This window comes from Ruminococcus bromii (assembly GCF_002834225.1).
GTDB lineage: Bacteria > Bacillota > Clostridia > Oscillospirales > Acutalibacteraceae > Ruminococcoides > Ruminococcoides bromii.
In genome coordinates this window covers 1-17,403 of sequence record NZ_NNSR01000063.1, presented here as the reverse complement: position 1 = coordinate 17,403, position 17,403 = coordinate 1, and the positions used below count along the sequence as shown (strand labels likewise).

The following is a 17,403-nucleotide window of genomic DNA, read 5'->3' as shown; positions in this document are numbered from 1 at the left end:
ATGGAAGTGATGAAATGTTGAGATTTATTCTCGGAAAAAGCGGCAGCGGAAAAAGTACCGAGACTTTGAAGATTGCAGGCGAACTTGCCGACAGCAATCTTCCCGTAATGCTGATTGTGCCTGACCAGAGCACATTTGAATGTGAAAAAACTCTGCTCGATGTGTTCGGTGCAAAAAAAGCCGAAAAAGTCCTTGTATTCGGTTTTTCAAGACTTTGCAAATATGTTTTTGAGTTGACGGGAAACTCAGCCGATAATGTTATTGACGAGGGTACAAGAGCCGTTGTAATGAGCCTTGCGCTTGAAGAACTTACCGAAAAACTCCGTCTGCTTTCTTCAAAAGGCAGCAAAAGCCTTGTTGATGTTATGCTGCAGACTGTTTCCGATTTGAAGAAAAGCTCGGTTACAAGCGATGAGCTCAGAAGTGTGTCAAGGCTAGTTTGCGATGAAACCTTAAAGACAAAGCTTAACGAAACAGCTCTCATAAGCGATACATTCGATGCTCTTGTCAGCCAAAGCTATATTGACCCTATGGATGACCTGACAAGACTCGATGATATTCTTCAAAAGAATAATATTCTCAGGAATTATACGATAATCTTTGACGGATTTTCAGGCTTTACAATGCAACAGCTCAAGGTGGTACGAAGCCTTATTCGTGACTGTACCGCTACATATTTTACGCTCACGCTTGACCCTCTGACAGACGGTTCGGAAGAGGTTTTTGCAACCTCACAGCAGACATATAAAATTCTCAAGGAATATGCAAAGCGTGACGGAGTTGATATTAAAGCTCCGATAAAACTGACTGATTTACATCGGTTTAAAAATAACGAATTGACTTTGCTTGAACAAAACATTTTCAGGACACACCTTGAACCGCTTGAGATTTCTCCCGAAAATATCTGCGTTTACAATGCTGTTGATATGTATGATGAATGTGAGTATGTCGCAAGAAAAATCAAGGGTCTTGTTATTGAAAAGGGTTATCTTTATTCGGATATTTCCGTTATCTGCCACGATATCGACCCGTACAAGGGTATTTTATCAGAAATTCTTGAAAAATATGAAATTCCTTATTTCAGCGATGAACACGCCGATATTGATGTAAAACCGGTAATAAGGCTTGTAAACTCAATTTTCAGATGTATTGTTTTTGATTTTGAGAGAGAAGATGTGCTTGCTCTTTTGAAGTCGGGTTTAACCGAATTTTCTGTTGAAGAAATAAGTCTTTTTGAAAACTACCTTTTTGTATGGAATGTTTCGGGTTCGGCTTTTAAAAATAAATTTGTTCAGAATCCAAAGGGCTATTCTGACAGGTTTTCGGATTATGACAGAGAGGTTCTTGTAAAGGTTGAAAATCTGCGTGAATCAGTTATTGAACCGTTACTTCTATTCAAAGAAAATGCAAAGGATAAAAACGGACTTGAAATTTCAAAACTGTTCTATGCACTCCTTGAAGAACTTAAAGTTCCCGATGCATTACGAAGAATGTATGCCGATTTTGAGAGCTCCGACGATAAAGCAGTCGGTGCGGAACAGATAAGAATCTGGAATATGCTTATGTCTGTTCTCGATAAAACCGCCGCAGTAATCGGCACAAAAGCAATGACTGTAAAGCGTTATTATGAGCTTTTGAGCCTGCAAATTTCAGCAATGCAGTTGTCGGATATTCCCAGAACAGTTGACTGCGTAACGGTAACAACTGCACAAAGAGTAAGAATTTCTAAGCAGAAAGCGTCATTCCTCATAGGCTGTGTTGACGGCATTTTCCCTGCAATACCGCACACCGCCGGAATATTTTCGCCTTTTGAACTGAAAATGCTTGCAATGAACAAGGTTGAAATCGGTGACGATTTTGCCGCACTCAACAACCTTGAAACATTTATGGCATATTCCTGTATGACTTCTGCGAGCGAGTATTTGTCGGTATCCTTTTATTTGACGGATATATCGGGTGCAAGCTATCAGCCGTCCGAAATCGTACTTCAGTGCAAAAAGGTATTCAAAAACATCGTTGCATACGACAGGTTCGACTTTGACGCCAAAAAAGAGAGTATGTACGCACTTCGTCCTGCTTTTGACGCTGTTGCCGAGATGCTTGGCAGGGGCGAAAAAGTTCCCGAATCTTTGCTTGAAGTCTTTTCTAAAATTACTGAATATTCGGCAAAAATGGATTCGCTTAAAAATGCAAGGGATAAGGTTCCTTTTAAAATAAATGAGAGTCAAAATGCCGAAAGGCTTTTTGGCGGCAATCTTAGTATTTCAGCGTCACAGCTTGAAAAATTTAATCTTTGCAGGTTTTCATATTTCTGTAACTACGGCTTGAATGTTCGGGAAAGACTAAAGGCAGAGATTAACCCGATGCAGTACGGAACGATCGTTCATTATATACTTGAACGCTTTTTCAGAGAGTATTCTAAGGAACAGTATTCCGTGATGGATAAGGATGAGCTTTCAAAAATTTTCAGTACATATATTTCTGAATACGCTGCTGCACATTTTGGAGAGGTGCAAACAAAACAAAATTCATTTATGTACCGTATAAAACTAATTCTCGAAAATGTGCTCCGCCTTGTGAAGCACACAATTGATGAGCTCACTCAAAGCGAATTTTTTGTTACCGATTGCGAACTTAAAATCGGCGAGGATGTTCCGTCCTACACGGTTGTACTTCCCGACGGCCACAAAATCGCAGTCTGCGGAAGTGTTGACCGAGTGGATATTATGCAGAAAAACGGCACAACTTACTTGCGTGTGATTGACTATAAAACAGGATCAAAGGAGTTTAAGCTCTCGGATGTTCTTTACGGAATCAATCTTCAGATGCTCTTGTATCTTCACTCAATTGAGGTGTCGGGCAGTGACAGATACGGGGATATTATCCCTGCCGGGATTTTGTATATGCCTGCAACCGTTCCGTATATTTCGTCAGACAGTCTGAAATCAATTGACAAGCTTCCTGACGAGCTTAATAAAAAGCTCAAGATGAACGGACTTTTGCTCAAGGACACAGAAATAATTCACGGAATGGATAAGACCGACGCAGCAACATATATTCCTGTAAAAATAAAAGCCGGTGAACCGGTTTCGTCAACAAGCCTTGCAACACTTGAAGAGTTTGGAAAAATTTTCCAAAAGGTTGATATGCTTATTGCTGAAATGGGCAAAAATATCTATAACGGCAATATTGAGGCAAGACCGCTGAAGGGCGGTCACGATTCGTGTGAATACTGCCCTTACGACAGCGTATGTGCCTACAGACGAAGTAATCCGATAAACTGCTTTTCAGTTGATAACAAGACCGTTATCGAAGAAATTACAAACGAAATTAACGGAAAGGAGGAAGAGTAATGTCAAGAAATTGGACTTTGCAACAGAAAAATGCAATCTATGCGACAGACGGCTCAGTGCTTGTATCGGCCGCCGCAGGTTCAGGCAAAACTGCCGTGCTTGTAGAACGGGTAATTCAGCTTATTACACGGGAGAAAAATCCCCTTGATGTTGACCGCCTCCTTATCGTAACCTTCACAAGAGCGGCGGCTGCCGAAATGCGTGAAAGAATACAGGCGGCAGTCAACAAACTTCTTGAAGATGATCCGTATAACGCTCATTTGCTTGCGCAGCGACAGCTTTTGTACAGTGCGAACATATCTACAATAGACAGCTTTTGCGGAGATATTGTCCGTGAATATTTTCATACGCTCGATGTTGCAAGAGATTTTCGTATTGCCGATGAGGGTGAACTTGAAATTCTCCGACAGGAGGCACTCAACATTGTCTTTGAGCATTTTTATGATATTGAGGATAAAGAATTTCTTTGCTTGCTCGATGTTTTTGCGGGAAAACAGGGCGATCAAAAATTGCGTGAAACAGTCCTTAAAATTTCCGAGTTCCTCACCACTCAGCCGTTTCCCGATAAATGGCTTGATGATATGTCGGAAAAATATTCCGAAACACAAATTTCAAAATCCGTGTGGGGAAACATTATAATTGATTATGCCCGAAATGCTGTACTCCACGCAATCAATCTGACGGAAAATTCATTAAAAAGACTCAGCGAGGACGCAAAACTTTATGAGAAGCTCTCACCGTTGTTTGAGGGTGACAAAGCATATTTTACGCTTGTTCAGAAAAAGTTTGCCAAATCGTCATGGGACGAAATTGTTCGTGCGGTAAGTTCTTTTGAAGTCGGCAGAATGACAGCTCCAAAAGGCTACAAGGATAATCCTATCAAGGTTTTCGTTTCATCAAACAGAGATGAAGTAAAAAATACCGTAAAAAAACTTCAATCGGTATTTGCAATGAAAGAGGAAAGTATAAGAAAAGAATTATCTCAGCTTCATAAATTTATAACGGCATTGTTTGTTCTTACTCGTGAGTATGACAAAAAGCTGTCCGAACTCAAAGTAAAGAAAAATATCCTCTCATTTGCCGATATTGAATCGCTTACCGTAAAACTTCTTGCAAAGCCTGATGATGAAAACGGCTACGCAAAAACCGTTCAGGCTCAGGAAATTTCCAACAGGTTTGACGCCGTTATGGTTGATGAATTTCAGGATGTAAACGATGTTCAGGATCTTATATTTAAATCTGTCAGTAAGGATGAAAGCAATCTCTTTGTGGTAGGCGATGTAAAGCAGAGCATCTACGGGTTCCGTCAGGCAAAGCCTGAAATCTTTATTGAACGGAAAAATGAATATAGGCGATTTAATGAGAATAACACCGAATATCCCGCAACTATAATTCTTGACAGGAATTTTCGCAGCCGTTTTGAAGTATGTGACGCAGTCAACTTCATTTTTGAAAGAATAATGACTAAAGAAACCGCCAAAATGGAATACAATTCCGACGAAAGGCTTGTAAACGGCGCTGAATTTCCTGATTCGAATAATTGCAATTTTGAAATTTCATTGCTTGAAGCCGAAAATTCCGATTCCGATAAAGAAGAAATTGAGGCAAAGTACATAACTGACAAAATCCACAAAATGATAAACTCGGGATTCAGGGTTAAAGACGGAGATGTAATGCGAGAGGCAAGCTACGGCGATTTTGCGATAATTCTTCGCAGTCCGAGCGGAAAGGCCACAACTTATGTCAATACGCTCATTAACAGCGGTATTCCTGCCTACAGCGAGAAAAAATCAAATTTTTTTGAGGCAGTTGAAATCAAAATTATGCTCAATTTTTTGCGTGTAATCGACAATCCGGGAATTGATATTCCGCTTCTGTCTGTTCTCTGCAGTCCTATGTATGCATTCACACCCGACGAACTTGCAGAAATGCGTTGTGACAGCAGAAAAATTTCGCTGTATGCTTCTGTTTGCAAGTATGCCGATACAAACGACAAAGCGAAAAAATTTGTTGATGAACTTAAAATTCTGCGTGACTGTGCCTGCACAAATTCCGTTGACAGCCTCATCTCCAAAGCGTGTGAAATTACCGGCTTTATGTCAATTTCACTTGCCGTCAGCGGTAACGACTCGGCGCTTAGAAACCTTGAGCTGCTGCGAGAATACGCAAGAAGCTTTGAGAAAAACGGCTACAAAACGCTTTCGGATTTTATTTCATATACTGACAAGTTGATTGCCAACAAGACAAATCTTGACGCTTTTTCACAAAATGACGGTGACACAACAAACGCTGTAAGAGTTCTCAGTATTCATGCTTCAAAAGGACTTGAATTTCCGGTATGCTTTTTAGCAGATATAACACACCAATTCAATAAGAACGATCTCAAAAACGATATTCTTCTTGACAGTAAGGCAGGAATAGGAATCAAGGTTCAGCGCAACGGTGTTGTTTATAATACTTTTCCGCGTCTTGCAACAGGGCTTAAAATCGAAGAAAACCTTATTGCCGAGGAAATGCGTGTGCTTTATGTTGCGCTCACACGGGCAAAGGAAAAACTGATTTGTGTCGGTGCGGTTAAGAAGTGTTACGATTACCTTGAAAGGCTGTATTCAAAGCTTGTTTTTGAAAGCATAATTGAACCCTATGCCATTACAAGCTGTCAAAGCTACTGCGACTGGATTTGCCTTTGTGCATTGGTTCATCCGTCACTTAACAATTTGCGTAACGATATTATGTCGGGAGCAAAGATTATTCCGTACAACGGAGAATCAGATTGGAAATTGCAGATTATAAAACGGGAACAGTCTTCTGACAACGAGAATGTTTTTGAGGATGACATAACCTCTGTCGGATTGCTTCAGGCTGTCGGCGTGAGCGATGAATCTTTTGATTATGCAAAACTTTTGAAAAAGAATCTTGATTTCAAATACAGAAACAGAGATATTCTTTCACTCCCGCAAAAGGTCAGTGCATCCGATATTGCACACAGTCAGAACGGTGATTATTTTGAAAAGATTCTTTCAAAACCGTTATTTATTGCCGAACAAAATTCCGCTCCCGTTGCAAGAGGTACCGCTCACCACAAGTTTTTGCAATACTGCAATTTTGAACAGGCAAGAGCAAGTCTTGACACTGAAATTGACCGTCTTTTAAATGACGGAAAACTTACACAGGAACAGGTTGATATGATTGACAGAAAAACACTTAATGAATTTTTGTCAACCAAACTAATTGACCGTATAATTGCATCACAGCTTGTAATGCGTGAAAAACGATTTACAGCAAGGCTTAAACCGTCGGAAGTATTCGATGAATATAAAGGTGTAAAAACCGATGCAACAGTAATAATTCAGGGTGCGGTTGATCTTGCGTTTGTTGAGGACGGAAAGCTTGTTATTGTCGATTACAAAACCGACAGGGTAAAAGATATAACAAAACTTGCAGGACTTTACAAGAAGCAACTTGATTTGTACAAATCGGCAATGGAGCAGTCTGAAGAACTTACCGTTAAAGAATGCATTCTTTGCAGTATCCACCTCGGCGCATACATTACCGTATAAAAAGAAAACCGTCCGTAAAATCTGCGGACGGTTTAATCATATTCAGTTTATATCGGTTGCTTCTGCATCAATCATTCTTTGATTGCGGTCGTATTCTTTGTGATAACGGCTGAGCAGAATAATAAGCGAAAATCCCGAAACACCTTCATAAATAAGCGCAATTCCGAGTGCAATCATAAGCAATGCGCCGAAAATGTTTGTAAAGAAAATTGTTGTAAGACTGAACATAATCATTACAATTGCTATAATAAACGGAATCCACCATTTTTTCATACCGAGCGATCTCAGCGTGAGCGAATGTTTCATATCCATAATGCTGTCAACAATAATGATAATGCCAATCGGAATATTGATTATTGCCGCAATTGAAGTGGGTGAAAACAAAGCAAATATACCGAATCCGGTTGAAATAACGCCTATTACAAGTTCAAAGTACATTCCGCCTTCTCTGTCAACAAAGAAAGAAATTATGTTGAACAGTCCATAAACAGTCATCGCACCGCCGAGTGCATAGCACAATACATCAAGCACCTTTTGCGGAAAGACAACCGTCACAATGCCGAGTACGATATAGGCGAGAGAGGTCATCATCATAGTAGCCGCCGGATTTTTCTTTTTCTTATGTTCACTCATTTAATACACCTCAGTCTATTCTCTTGTCGCAGTAACCGCACATTACCATACCAAGCTTTTCGTAGCTGAGGTTTGGAAGATAAGGCTCCTGCTGTGTGATACATTTCGGATTGTTGCAGTGATGATTCGATACAACAAACGGTCTGTTTTCAACAAAAAACTCATCATCTTGCAAAAGCAGAAGAATAAGTGCCATTCTGCCGTACATACCGTACTGAGCCTGTTTGAAATACAACGCTCTCGGGTCATCGTCAATGTCAACCGTAATTTCGTTTACTCTCGGCAACGGATGAAGAATAATCATATCTTCTCTTGCTTTGTCAAGCTTTTCTTTGTCGAGAACAAAAACATTTTTCTGCGCCTGATAATCTTCTTCGCTTGCAAATCTCTCACGCTGAATCCTTGTCATATAAAGAACATCAAGGTCGGTAATTGCATCTGCAAGGCTATGTGAAATTTCATACTTACAGCCGTTCTTTTCAAGAATGTCAATAACATAAAGCGGAACGCTGAGTTCCTTTGTTGAGATAAGTACAAAACTGTTGTTCGGATATTTTGCAAGTGTCTTGATAAGCGAATGAACTGTTCTGCCGTTGAGAAGGTCACCGCATACACCTACTCTGAGGTTATCAAGTCTGCCTTTTTCACAGCTGAGAGTGATAATGTCGGCAAGCGTCTGAGTTGGATGAAGGTGACCGCCGTCACCGCAGTTGATAACGGGAACACCTGCATAGAGAGATGCCGCAGCGGCAGTACCCTCAACAGGGTGACGAATTGCAATAATATCGGCATATTCGCCCACAATTGTAATTGTATCTTTAAGGCTTTCACCCTTTGAAACAGAAGAATTCATCGGGTTGTCAAAACCGATTGTTCTTCCGCCGAGTTTGAGCATGGCTGTCTGGAATGACATCTGTGTTCTTGTACTCGGTTCATAAAATAAAGTAGCAAGAATCTTGCCGTCACAGGCGTGTCGGTAGTCGGCAGGACTCTGCATAATCTTTTTAGCTTTTCTGATAATTTTGTCAATCTGCTCGGTAGACATAACCGATAAATCAATTAAATTTTTGTCGAACATAAATAACACAGCTTTCTGCAATTTTTTCTATTTTATCAAAATTTTCTGTGTTTATATATACTTAAAAGAAAAATGGGAATAAAGAATAAAACAATTTTGCCGATTCCGGTATTAGTTTTATCAGCGTTAATTTCCAAAGTAACTTTAATTCTATCAGATGAAAAATTTTAAAAATTTAACTTGATTTTTTACGATTTGTATTGTATAATACATATTGCATTTGCCGGTGTGATGGAATTGGCAGACGTAGCGGACTCAAAATCCGCCGGTAGCGATACCGTACCGGTTCAAGTCCGGTCACCGGCACCAAAAGGACATTAACTCATAGGGTTAGTGTCCTTTTTTAGTATATTTCGGAGGGCGATAATTATGGGCGGAATAAGCGTTATGCTTTTAATAGGAATGCTTTCGGCTATGTATGTGTTCTTTATAGCGGTAATTGCCGTGCTGATTATTTATTTTGCAGTAAGTTATGTTTTTGAGAGCATTGCGGCAATGGGTATGTGCAAGAGCTTGTACTATAAGCACAGCGGTACAGCTTGGATTCCGTTTTATAATAAATATCTCCTCGGTAAAATTGCAGGGAATAAGGCTTTAGGCATAATTGAAGGTGTGCTGAACCTTTCAATCGCAACCGTTGCCGTTCTGTTTTTCTGTTTTGAACTGGAAATCGGTATCATCGGCTTGATTGCCCTGTTAGCTTGTGTCATTGCATCATTTGTGATAGATGTAATTATCGCCGATAAAATATTCAAAAATCTTAATGTCAGATATTCGGATGTTCTCACAGTGGTAAATGTCCTTACCTTCGGACTTTTTAGACCGATAATACTTTTCGTATTCAGAAATAAGCAGAATACAGTCAGGTTATAATTTCAAAGGAGCGATACACGCCGTATTGTTCCTTTTCCTTTTGCAAAAAATGCCCTGTTTAAGATTATTTTTGTTTCATAATTATTTGATACAGGCAATTTTTAAAAAAATTCGTCAATTTTTTTATTTTTAATTCTCATACGGTTGCTTATTTTTGATTTATATATTATAATGTATCTCGTATTGTTTTTTAATTACGGCTCAAAGCCGCATCTTTATGGAGGATTTGATTATGGAAAAGAAAGAATTACTTTACGAAGGAAAAGCTAAAAAGGTATTTTCTACGGAAGATCCCGATCTCTGCATCGTTTCCTACAAGGATGACGCAACTGCATTCAACGGTGAGAAAAAAGGCACAATCGTTGGCAAGGGTGTTGTAAACAACCGTATGTCAAACTTTATGTTCAAGCTTCTTGAAAAGCACGGCATTGCAACAGACTTTGTTGAAGAGCTTAACGACAGAGATACAGTCCTCAAGAAGGTTGAAATTGTTCCTCTTGAGGTAATTTTAAGAAATAAAGCTGCCGGCAGTCTTTCAAAGCGTCTCGGACTTCCCGAAGGCACACCGATGAAGACTCCTGTTCTTGAGTTCTGCTATAAGAACGATGAACTCGGCGATCCTATGGTAAATGAATATCACATCCTCGCAGCAGGCTTTGCTACAAAGGAAGAAATCGACACAATCACAGAAATGGCCTTCAAGATTAACGAGCTTATGATTGAATTTTTCAAGCAGTGCAATGTTGATCTTATCGACTTCAAGATTGAGTTCGGCAGATACAAGGGCAAGATTCTCCTTGCTGACGAAATTTCTCCCGATACATGCCGTTTCTGGGATATGGACACACAGGAGAAACTCGACAAGGACCGTTTCCGTCGTGATATGGGCGGTGTTGAAGAGGCTTATGCCGAAATGATGAAGCGTGTAGGTCTTGCATAATAACTACATTGTGAATTTTTGAATTAAGATATGTGAATTAAACTTTGGATAGTTATTTTGATTAATCGGATGGTGGCACCTTGGAATTTTCTTTCGATAATTTTGCAAAAGAAGGTCTGCACGAAGAGTGCGGAGTATTCGGCATATTCAGCGACGGCACAATTAACCCTGCATACGCTTGTTATAACGGCTTGCTTGCTCTCCAGCACAGAGGACAGGAAAGCTGCGGCATCGCTGTATCTGACGAAGGTGTAATTGATTATCACAAAGATATGGGCCTTGTTACCGAGGTCTTTAACAACAAAATTCTTGATTCTCTCAACGGACAAATGGCGGTTTCGCATGTCCGTTACTCAACTGCAGGCGGTTCTGTGCTGGAAAATGCACAACCGCTTGTTATGCGTTATGTAAAGGGTACGCTTTCAATTGCCCATAACGGCAACCTTACCAATGCGCTTGAAATCCGCAGAGGTCTTGAACAGCGCGGTGCAATCTTTCAGACAACAATCGACAGCGAGGTTATCTGCTATGTAATTGCCCGTGAAAGACTTAAATGTCATTCTGTTGAAGATGCCGTTGCAAGAACAATGCAGGTAATTGAGGGAGCTTATTCGCTCCTTGTTATGAGCCCGAGAAAGCTTATTGCGGTTCGTGATCCTCACGGTTTCAGACCGCTTTGTATGGGCAAGTACAACGATTCCTATGTTTTTGCAAGTGAAAGTGCGGCTCTTGATGCCTGCGGTGCAGAATTTGTCCGTGATGTTGAACCGGGTGAAATCGTAATTGTAGACCAGAACGGTGTCCGCAGTATGAAACCCGACTTTGGCGATAAGAAAAAGGCACTCTGCATTTTTGAGTATATTTACTTTGCCCGTTCAGACTCCTTTATTGACGGAGTAAGCGTTTATGAGGCAAGAAAGCAGGCAGGACGAATCCTTGCAAGAAAATACCCTGTTGAGGCTGATATGGTTGTCGGTGTTCCCGAATCGGGAATTGACGCTGCAATCGGTTACAGCGAAGAATCCGGAATTCCTTATGAAAAGGCGATTGTGAAGAACAGCTATATCGGCAGAACCTTCATAAAGCCAAGTCAGAAGGAACGAATGAAAAGCGTAAAAATTAAACTCAACCCGATTGCCGACAAAATCAAAGGCAAGAGAGTTGTTATTATTGATGATAGCATTGTGCGTGGTACAACTGTTGACCGAATTGTTACAATGCTCAAAGAGGCAGGCGCAAAAGAGGTACATATGCGTATCAGTTCACCTCCGTTTATGTGGCCGTGTTATTACGGTACAGACATTCCGTCAAGAGGAGAACTTATTGCCTGCAACCATACAATCGAAGAAATCACAAAGCTCAGCAAGGCTGATTCCCTCGGATATCTCCCTGTTGAGTCACTTCGTGAGATGATTCACAACGCTCCCGTAGGCTTTTGTGACGGTTGCTTTACGGGTAATTACCCCGCACCTATCACTAAAGAAACCTTTAAGGGCAAGGAGCGCGGCGGAATGAACTTCGATGAAAACAATAAAAAGGACAACTAATTGAAAGGATGTAAATAATGGTAAAAGATACTTATGAATCACCCTTGTCAGCCCGTTATGCAAGCAAGGAAATGAAATACATTTTCTCGCCTGATAAAAAATTCAGAACATGGAGAAAACTCTGGATTGCTCTTGCAGAATCGGAAAAAGAACTCGGACTCCCAATTACACAGGAGCAGATTGACGAACTCAAGGCTCATGCCGAAGACATCAACTATGAAGTTGCACAGGAAAGAGAGAAAATTGTTCGTCACGATGTAATGTCACATGTATATGCTTACGGTGTTCAGTGTCCGAACGCAAAGGGTATTATTCATCTCGGAGCAACCTCCTGCTATGTCGGTGATAACACAGATATCATCATTATGACAGAAGGACTCAAGCTTATCAGAAATAAGCTTATCACCGTTATCCGCAACCTTTCAAAGTTTGCCGATGAATACAAGGCTCTTCCAACCCTTGCATTCACTCATTTTCAGCCTGCACAGCCTACAACAGTAGGTAAGAGAGCTACTCTTTGGCTTCAGGAGCTCCTTATGGATCTTGAAGATGTTGAGTATCAGCTTTCAAAGGCTAAGCTTCTCGGTTCAAAGGGTACAACAGGAACACAGGCAAGCTTCCTTGAACTCTTTGACGGAGATCACGAAAAGTGCAAAATGCTTGACCGTAAGATTGCAGAAAAAATGGGCTACAAGGCTTGTTTCCCTGTATCAGGTCAGACATATTCAAGAAAGCTTGATTCACAGTTCCTCAATGTTCTTGCAGGAATTGCTCAGTCAGCTGCTAAATTCTCAAATGATATCAGACTTCTTCAGCACCTCAAAGAGATTGAAGAGCCGTTTGAAAAGAATCAGATCGGTTCATCGGCTATGGCTTATAAGCGTAACCCAATGAGAAGTGAGCGTATCGGTTCACTTTCAAGATATGTTATGGTTGATGTTCTCAACGGTTACTTTACAACTGCCACACAGTGGTTTGAAAGAACACTTGATGACTCCGCCAACAAGCGTCTCAGCGTTCCGGAGGCATTCCTCGCAGTTGACGGTATCCTTTCACTTTATGCAAATGTTGCAGACGGTCTTGTCGTTTATCCAAAGGTAATTGAACAAAGACTCAGAAAAGAACTTCCGTTCATGGCAACAGAGAATATTATGATGGATGCAGTTAAAAAGCGCGGTGCCGACAGACAGCAGCTTCACGAGAAAATCCGTGAGCATTCAATGGCTGCGTCAAGAGTAGTCAAGGTTGAAGGCGGCGAAAATGATCTTCTCGAAAGAATTGCCGCAGATGAGGCATTCGGCGTTACTCTTGAAGAGCTTGAAAAAATTCTCAAGCCTGAAAACTACACAGGCAGAGCAAAAGAGCAGACAGAGGACTTCCTCAACGAGTGCATCAAGCCTGTTCTTGAAAAGTACGCAGATGTTGAGTCTGACAAGCCTGAAATCAATGTTTAATTAGACTGATTTAATCGAACCTTTGGTTCAAGTATATATTTTATTTACAGCAGACCGTGAGTCTGCAAAAAGGAGTTTTGTAAAATGGTAAAAGCAATTGTAGGTGCCAACTGGGGCGACGAGGGCAAGGGTAAAATTACCGATGTTCTCGCAAACGACAGCGACATCGTAATTCGTTTTCAAGGCGGTGCAAACGCAGGACATACAATAGTCAACGATTACGGAAAATTTGCTCTTCACCAGCTTCCTTCGGGTGTTTTCCATCAGAATATCACCAATATAATCGGCAACGGTGTTGCTTTCAGCGTTGAAAACTTCGTTAAGGAAATGGCTCACCTCAAAGATCGCGGAGTTCCCGAGCCAAACATTATTATTTCTGACAGAGCACAAATTGTTATGCCTTACCATGTAGCATTTGACTGCTATGAGGAAGAGCGTCTCGGCAAAAATTCTTTCGGTTCAACAAAGAGCGGTATCGCTCCGTTCTATTCTGACAAGTATTCAAAAATCGGTTTCCAGATCAATGAACTTTATGATGATCCCGATTCACTCAGAGAGAAAATCAGACACGCTCTTGAAATCAAGAATGCAACTCTGAAAAACCTCTACAACAAGCCCGAAATCACAGAACAGGAAGTTTTTGACAAGCTGATGGAATATAAGGAACTTCTTGCTCCTTATGTCGGTGACGCATTCACTTTTGTTCATAATGCGCTCAAAGACGGAAAGAATATTCTTCTTGAGGGACAGCTCGGTTCACTCAAGGACACTGACTTCGGCATTTATCCTATGGTTACTTCATCCAACACAATCGCAGGTTACGGTGCTGTAGGTGCAGGTATTCCACCGTATGAAATCAAAGAAATCATCACAGTTGTCAAGGCTTATTCAAGTGCAGTAGGCGCAGGTGAATTTGTTTCTGAAATTTTCGGCGATGAGGCTGACGAACTTCGCAGAAGAGGCGGTGACGGCGGAGAATTCGGTGCAACAACAGGCAGACCGAGAAGAATGGGTTGGCTTGACCTCGTTGCAACACGCTACGGTTGTATGGTTCAGGGTGCAACACAGGTTGCGTTCACGGTTCTTGATGTTCTCGGATATCTTGATGAAATTCCTGTTTGTGTAGGTTATGAGCTTGACGGCAAGGAAATTGACTACTTCCCGTCAACAACAAAGCTTAAAAGATGCAAACCTATCCTCAAAAAGCTCAAGGGCTGGAAGTGTTCAATTTCAGGTATTACAGAATATGACAAGCTTCCTAAGGAATGCCGTGAATACATTGAATTTGCCGAAAAGGCTATCGGTGTGCCGATTACAATGGTTTCAAACGGTCCTTCCAGAAACGATATTATTTACAGATAATTAAAATATTAATTGAATACCGCACAAACTCTGTGCGGTATTCTTTAAATTTGAAAGGAATTTTACTATGAGCAATGCTACAAAAGAAACTGTCATTGTTCTTGATTTCGGCGGTCAGTACAATCAGCTGATTGCAAGAAGAGTTCGTGAGTGCAATGTATATTGCGAAATTCTTCCTTACACCGTTGATATTCAGAAAATCAAAGACATTAACCCAAAAGGCATTATCTTCACAGGCGGTCCTAACAGCGTTTATGACGAGTCATCACCGCATTATACTCCTGAAATTTTTGAACTCGGAATCCCGATTCTCGGCATTTGCTACGGTTGTCAGCTTATGGCATACACGCTCGGAGGCAATGTTGTTTCGGCTACAGACAATTCATCAAGTGAGTACGGCAAGACAGTTACAAGATACAATAATAATGATATCCTCTTTAAATCCGTAAAGAGTGAAGGAATTTCATGGATGAGTCACCGTGACTATATCAATGAAGCTCCCGAAGGATTCAGCATTACAGCTACAACGGATGCATGTCCCGTAGCCGCAATGTCATGTCCTGAAAAGAAGTTTTATGGTGTTCAGTTCCACCCTGAAGTAAACCATACAGAAAACGGTAAAGATATGCTCCGTTCATTCCTTTATGATATTTGCGAATGTAAGGGCGAGTGGAGAATGGAAAGCTTCATCGACACAACTGTTGCACAGCTTAAAGAGCAGATTGGTGACAAGGGTGTAGTTCTCGGACTTTCGGGCGGTGTAGATTCATCTGTTGCCGCAGCACTTCTCAGCAAGGCAGTTGGTAAACAACTTACCTGCGTTTTCGTTGATCAGGGACTTATGAGAAAAGACGAGGGCGACTTTGTAGAGCAGACCTTTACAAAGCTTTTTGATATGAACTTTGTCCGCATTAATTGTCAGGAAGAGTTCCTTGCAAAGCTTAAAGGTATTGAAGAACCCGAAGAAAAGCGCCACATCATCGGCACAGAATTTTATAAGGTGTTCTGGAACAAAATCCGTGAAAGCTACGGCGAGGGTTACTTTGCACAGGGTACAATTTATCCCGACCGTATCGAAAGCGGTAAAGGCGATGCCGCAAAAATCAAAACACATCACAATCAGGTTGGTATCCCGGAAGATATTGATTTTGCAGGTGTAATTGAACCGCTTAAAGACCTCTTCAAGGATGAGGTAAGAGTAGTAGGTGAGAAGCTTGGACTTCCGCACGACCTCGTATGGCGTCAGCCATTCCCGGGTCCGGGACTCGGTGTGCGAGTAATCGGAGAAGTTACAGCCGAAAAGGTTCGTATTCTTCAGGAAGCCGATGCAATTCTTCGTGATGAAATGGATAAGTGCGGTTACGCAGATAAAATGAGCCAGTTCTTCGCAGTCCTCCCGGGTGTTAAAACCGTAGGCGTTATGGGTGACGCAAGAACATATGACGAACTCATCGCTCTCCGTGCCGTTACAACCGATGACTTTATGACAGCCGACTGGGCAAAAATCCCCTACGAAATCCTAGGCAGAGTCTCCAACCGCATCATCAACGAAGTTGAACATGTAAATAGAGTAGTCTATGATATAACAAGTAAACCCCCCGGAACAGTAGAGTGGGAATAAATTGAAAAAGTCTGAAACCCCAGTAATATCAAGGGTTTCAAGGTTTTCGAAGAGCCCGTTGATAAGATTTTGATAAGATTCTACTCGGTACCCTTTATCGTGTGTATCGAGTGGTTTGTGAGTAAAAAGTAATATCTTGTGGCTCGCAAAAATACCATATTAACATTAAACCCCGTACTGACGGATTAAAGTCAGTACGGGGTTTTTGTCGTTTGCAATTATTTTAACTTATCCTTAAACGCTTCAACCATAGCATCGCTGAGATTCTGTGACGGTACTTTCACAAAACCGGAAGCTTCATCATACTTCGGATAATTGTAGCGCCACTTGTCATATTCGTCACGGTTAATGTCGCCGTTATGATATTTCTCGGATTGTTCAGCCCACGCAGCGAGCATTTCTGAAAGCTCGGCAGCATCTGTTCCTTTTTTAGGGTCTGCATACATTGAAACACCGTTTTCAGTCTTTAATATTGTCAATCCGTATCTGTCCTCTAATGTAAACAAGGTGTGCATTAACCCTATGTAACTGTCAATGTCAGGAACAGAAAGAGCCTGTGGCGATATATCGAAAACCTCTGCAAGTTTATTTGTTAAATCAGCCTTAGGCGTTCTACTTCCGGATTCATACTGTGCCATACGAATGTCAGCGGTTTTTTCGGGAAATCCGACCACCTGTCCTAAATATTTCTGTGTCATTCCGCAAAGATTACGAAAGAACCTTATTCTCTCTCCGATTGCCATAAAATTTACGCTCCCTTATTCATATAATGTGCAAACAGTATATCATATATGTTTAGTATATGTCAAGTAACATAAAACAAAAAAGTTTAATATTTTTACGAAAACCACTTGACATAACGGAATATGTTTAGTATAATCATTAAGCAAATAGCGTTAAGTTGTTTGCGAAAACTGAATATCCGTCATACATCACGGTAATGGTGTATCCGCTCGGGCAAATCGGAATGCGGTCAGAAAGT

The 17,403-nt window shown here is 41.1% G+C and carries 11 protein-coding genes and 1 tRNA gene; 9 read left to right on the top strand and 3 right to left on the bottom strand.

All coding sequences use genetic code 11. From position 1 onward, the window contains the following. Positions 1-14 precede the first annotated feature (14 nt). Together RBATCC27255_RS06380 and addA are read left to right on the top strand one after the other, a co-directional pair. A complete protein-coding gene (locus tag RBATCC27255_RS06380; RefSeq protein ID WP_101029242.1) occupies positions 15-3,353 on the top strand; it encodes a PD-(D/E)XK nuclease family protein in 3,339 nt (1,112 codons plus the stop codon). Then, positions 3,353-6,913: a helicase-exonuclease AddAB subunit AddA gene (gene addA / locus RBATCC27255_RS06375; RefSeq protein WP_101029241.1), complete on the top strand. Its 3,561-nt coding sequence runs from the start codon at positions 3,353-3,355 to the stop codon at positions 6,911-6,913. The genes RBATCC27255_RS06380 and addA overlap by 1 nt, the downstream gene beginning before the upstream one ends. 42 nt (positions 6,914-6,955) lie before the next feature. Here the strand turns inward: addA and RBATCC27255_RS06370 are convergent, their stop codons facing one another. Then, positions 6,956-7,546 carry an HdeD family acid-resistance protein gene (locus RBATCC27255_RS06370; protein WP_101029240.1) on the bottom strand — a complete coding sequence of 197 codons (591 nt, stop codon included), beginning with the start codon at positions 7,544-7,546 and terminating at the stop codon, positions 6,956-6,958. A 10-nt stretch (positions 7,547-7,556) separates the two neighbouring features. Further along, positions 7,557-8,624: an aspartate carbamoyltransferase gene (pyrB, locus tag RBATCC27255_RS06365; RefSeq protein ID WP_101029239.1), complete on the bottom strand. Its 1,068-nt coding sequence runs from the start codon at positions 8,622-8,624 to the stop codon at positions 7,557-7,559. A 222-nt stretch (positions 8,625-8,846) separates the two neighbouring features. Between pyrB and RBATCC27255_RS06360 the strand changes: the two genes are divergently transcribed. The 7 genes from RBATCC27255_RS06360 to guaA all read left to right on the top strand — a co-directional run bounded on the left by RBATCC27255_RS06360 (position 8,847) and on the right by guaA (position 16,421). Beyond that, positions 8,847-8,933: transfer RNA gene (locus tag RBATCC27255_RS06360), tRNA-Leu, on the top strand. Between the two features lie 60 nt (positions 8,934-8,993). Continuing rightward, the gene (locus RBATCC27255_RS06355) at positions 8,994-9,497 is read left to right on the top strand and encodes a hypothetical protein (RefSeq protein WP_101029238.1); all 504 of its coding nucleotides are present in this window, start codon (positions 8,994-8,996) and stop codon (positions 9,495-9,497) included. A gap of 232 nt (positions 9,498-9,729) precedes the next feature. After that, on the top strand, positions 9,730-10,437 hold the full coding sequence (gene purC / locus RBATCC27255_RS06350; RefSeq protein WP_101029237.1) for a phosphoribosylaminoimidazolesuccinocarboxamide synthase: 708 nt from the start codon (positions 9,730-9,732) through the stop codon (positions 10,435-10,437). A gap of 80 nt (positions 10,438-10,517) precedes the next feature. Further along, entirely contained in the window at positions 10,518-11,984 is a 1,467-nt protein-coding gene (gene purF / locus RBATCC27255_RS06345) for an amidophosphoribosyltransferase (RefSeq protein ID WP_101029236.1), read from the top strand. Between the two features lie 17 nt (positions 11,985-12,001). Further along, positions 12,002-13,438 (top strand): adenylosuccinate lyase, encoded by a 1,437-nt coding sequence (gene purB / locus RBATCC27255_RS06340; protein ID WP_101029235.1) that lies wholly within the window; start codon positions 12,002-12,004, stop codon positions 13,436-13,438. Between the two features lie 84 nt (positions 13,439-13,522). Further along, positions 13,523-14,800, top strand: a complete 1,278-nt coding sequence (locus tag RBATCC27255_RS06335; protein WP_015523935.1) for an adenylosuccinate synthase — start codon at positions 13,523-13,525, stop codon at positions 14,798-14,800. Positions 14,801-14,867: 67 nt separating this feature from the next. Continuing rightward, a complete protein-coding gene (gene guaA, locus RBATCC27255_RS06330; RefSeq protein WP_101029234.1) occupies positions 14,868-16,421 on the top strand; it encodes a glutamine-hydrolyzing GMP synthase in 1,554 nt (517 codons plus the stop codon). 218 nt (positions 16,422-16,639) lie between these two features. On the opposite strand, the gene RBATCC27255_RS06325 is transcribed toward guaA, so the two are convergent. Next, a complete protein-coding gene (locus RBATCC27255_RS06325) occupies positions 16,640-17,164 on the bottom strand; it encodes a helix-turn-helix domain-containing protein (protein WP_101029233.1) in 525 nt (174 codons plus the stop codon). Between the last annotated feature and the right edge of the window lie 239 nt (positions 17,165-17,403).

Bases quoted from the DNA above. Each gene is read 5' to 3' on its own strand.
- RBATCC27255_RS06380 (WP_101029242.1), top strand. From the start codon at position 15: ATGTTGAGATTTATTCTCGGAAAAAGCGGCAGCGGAAAAAGTACCGAG.
- RBATCC27255_RS06370 (WP_101029240.1), bottom strand. From the start codon at position 7,546: ATGAGTGAACATAAGAAAAAGAAAAATCCGGCGGCTACTATGATGATG.
- pyrB (WP_101029239.1), bottom strand. From the start codon at position 8,624: ATGTTCGACAAAAATTTAATTGATTTATCGGTTATGTCTACCGAGCAG.
- RBATCC27255_RS06335 (WP_015523935.1), top strand. From the start codon at position 13,523: ATGGTAAAAGCAATTGTAGGTGCCAACTGGGGCGACGAGGGCAAGGGT.
- guaA (WP_101029234.1), top strand. From the start codon at position 14,868: ATGAGCAATGCTACAAAAGAAACTGTCATTGTTCTTGATTTCGGCGGT.
- purC (WP_101029237.1), top strand. From the start codon at position 9,730: ATGGAAAAGAAAGAATTACTTTACGAAGGAAAAGCTAAAAAGGTATTT.
- addA (WP_101029241.1), top strand. From the start codon at position 3,353: ATGTCAAGAAATTGGACTTTGCAACAGAAAAATGCAATCTATGCGACA.
- RBATCC27255_RS06355 (WP_101029238.1), top strand. From the start codon at position 8,994: ATGGGCGGAATAAGCGTTATGCTTTTAATAGGAATGCTTTCGGCTATG.
- RBATCC27255_RS06325 (WP_101029233.1), bottom strand. From the start codon at position 17,164: ATGGCAATCGGAGAGAGAATAAGGTTCTTTCGTAATCTTTGCGGAATG.
- purB (WP_101029235.1), top strand. From the start codon at position 12,002: ATGGTAAAAGATACTTATGAATCACCCTTGTCAGCCCGTTATGCAAGC.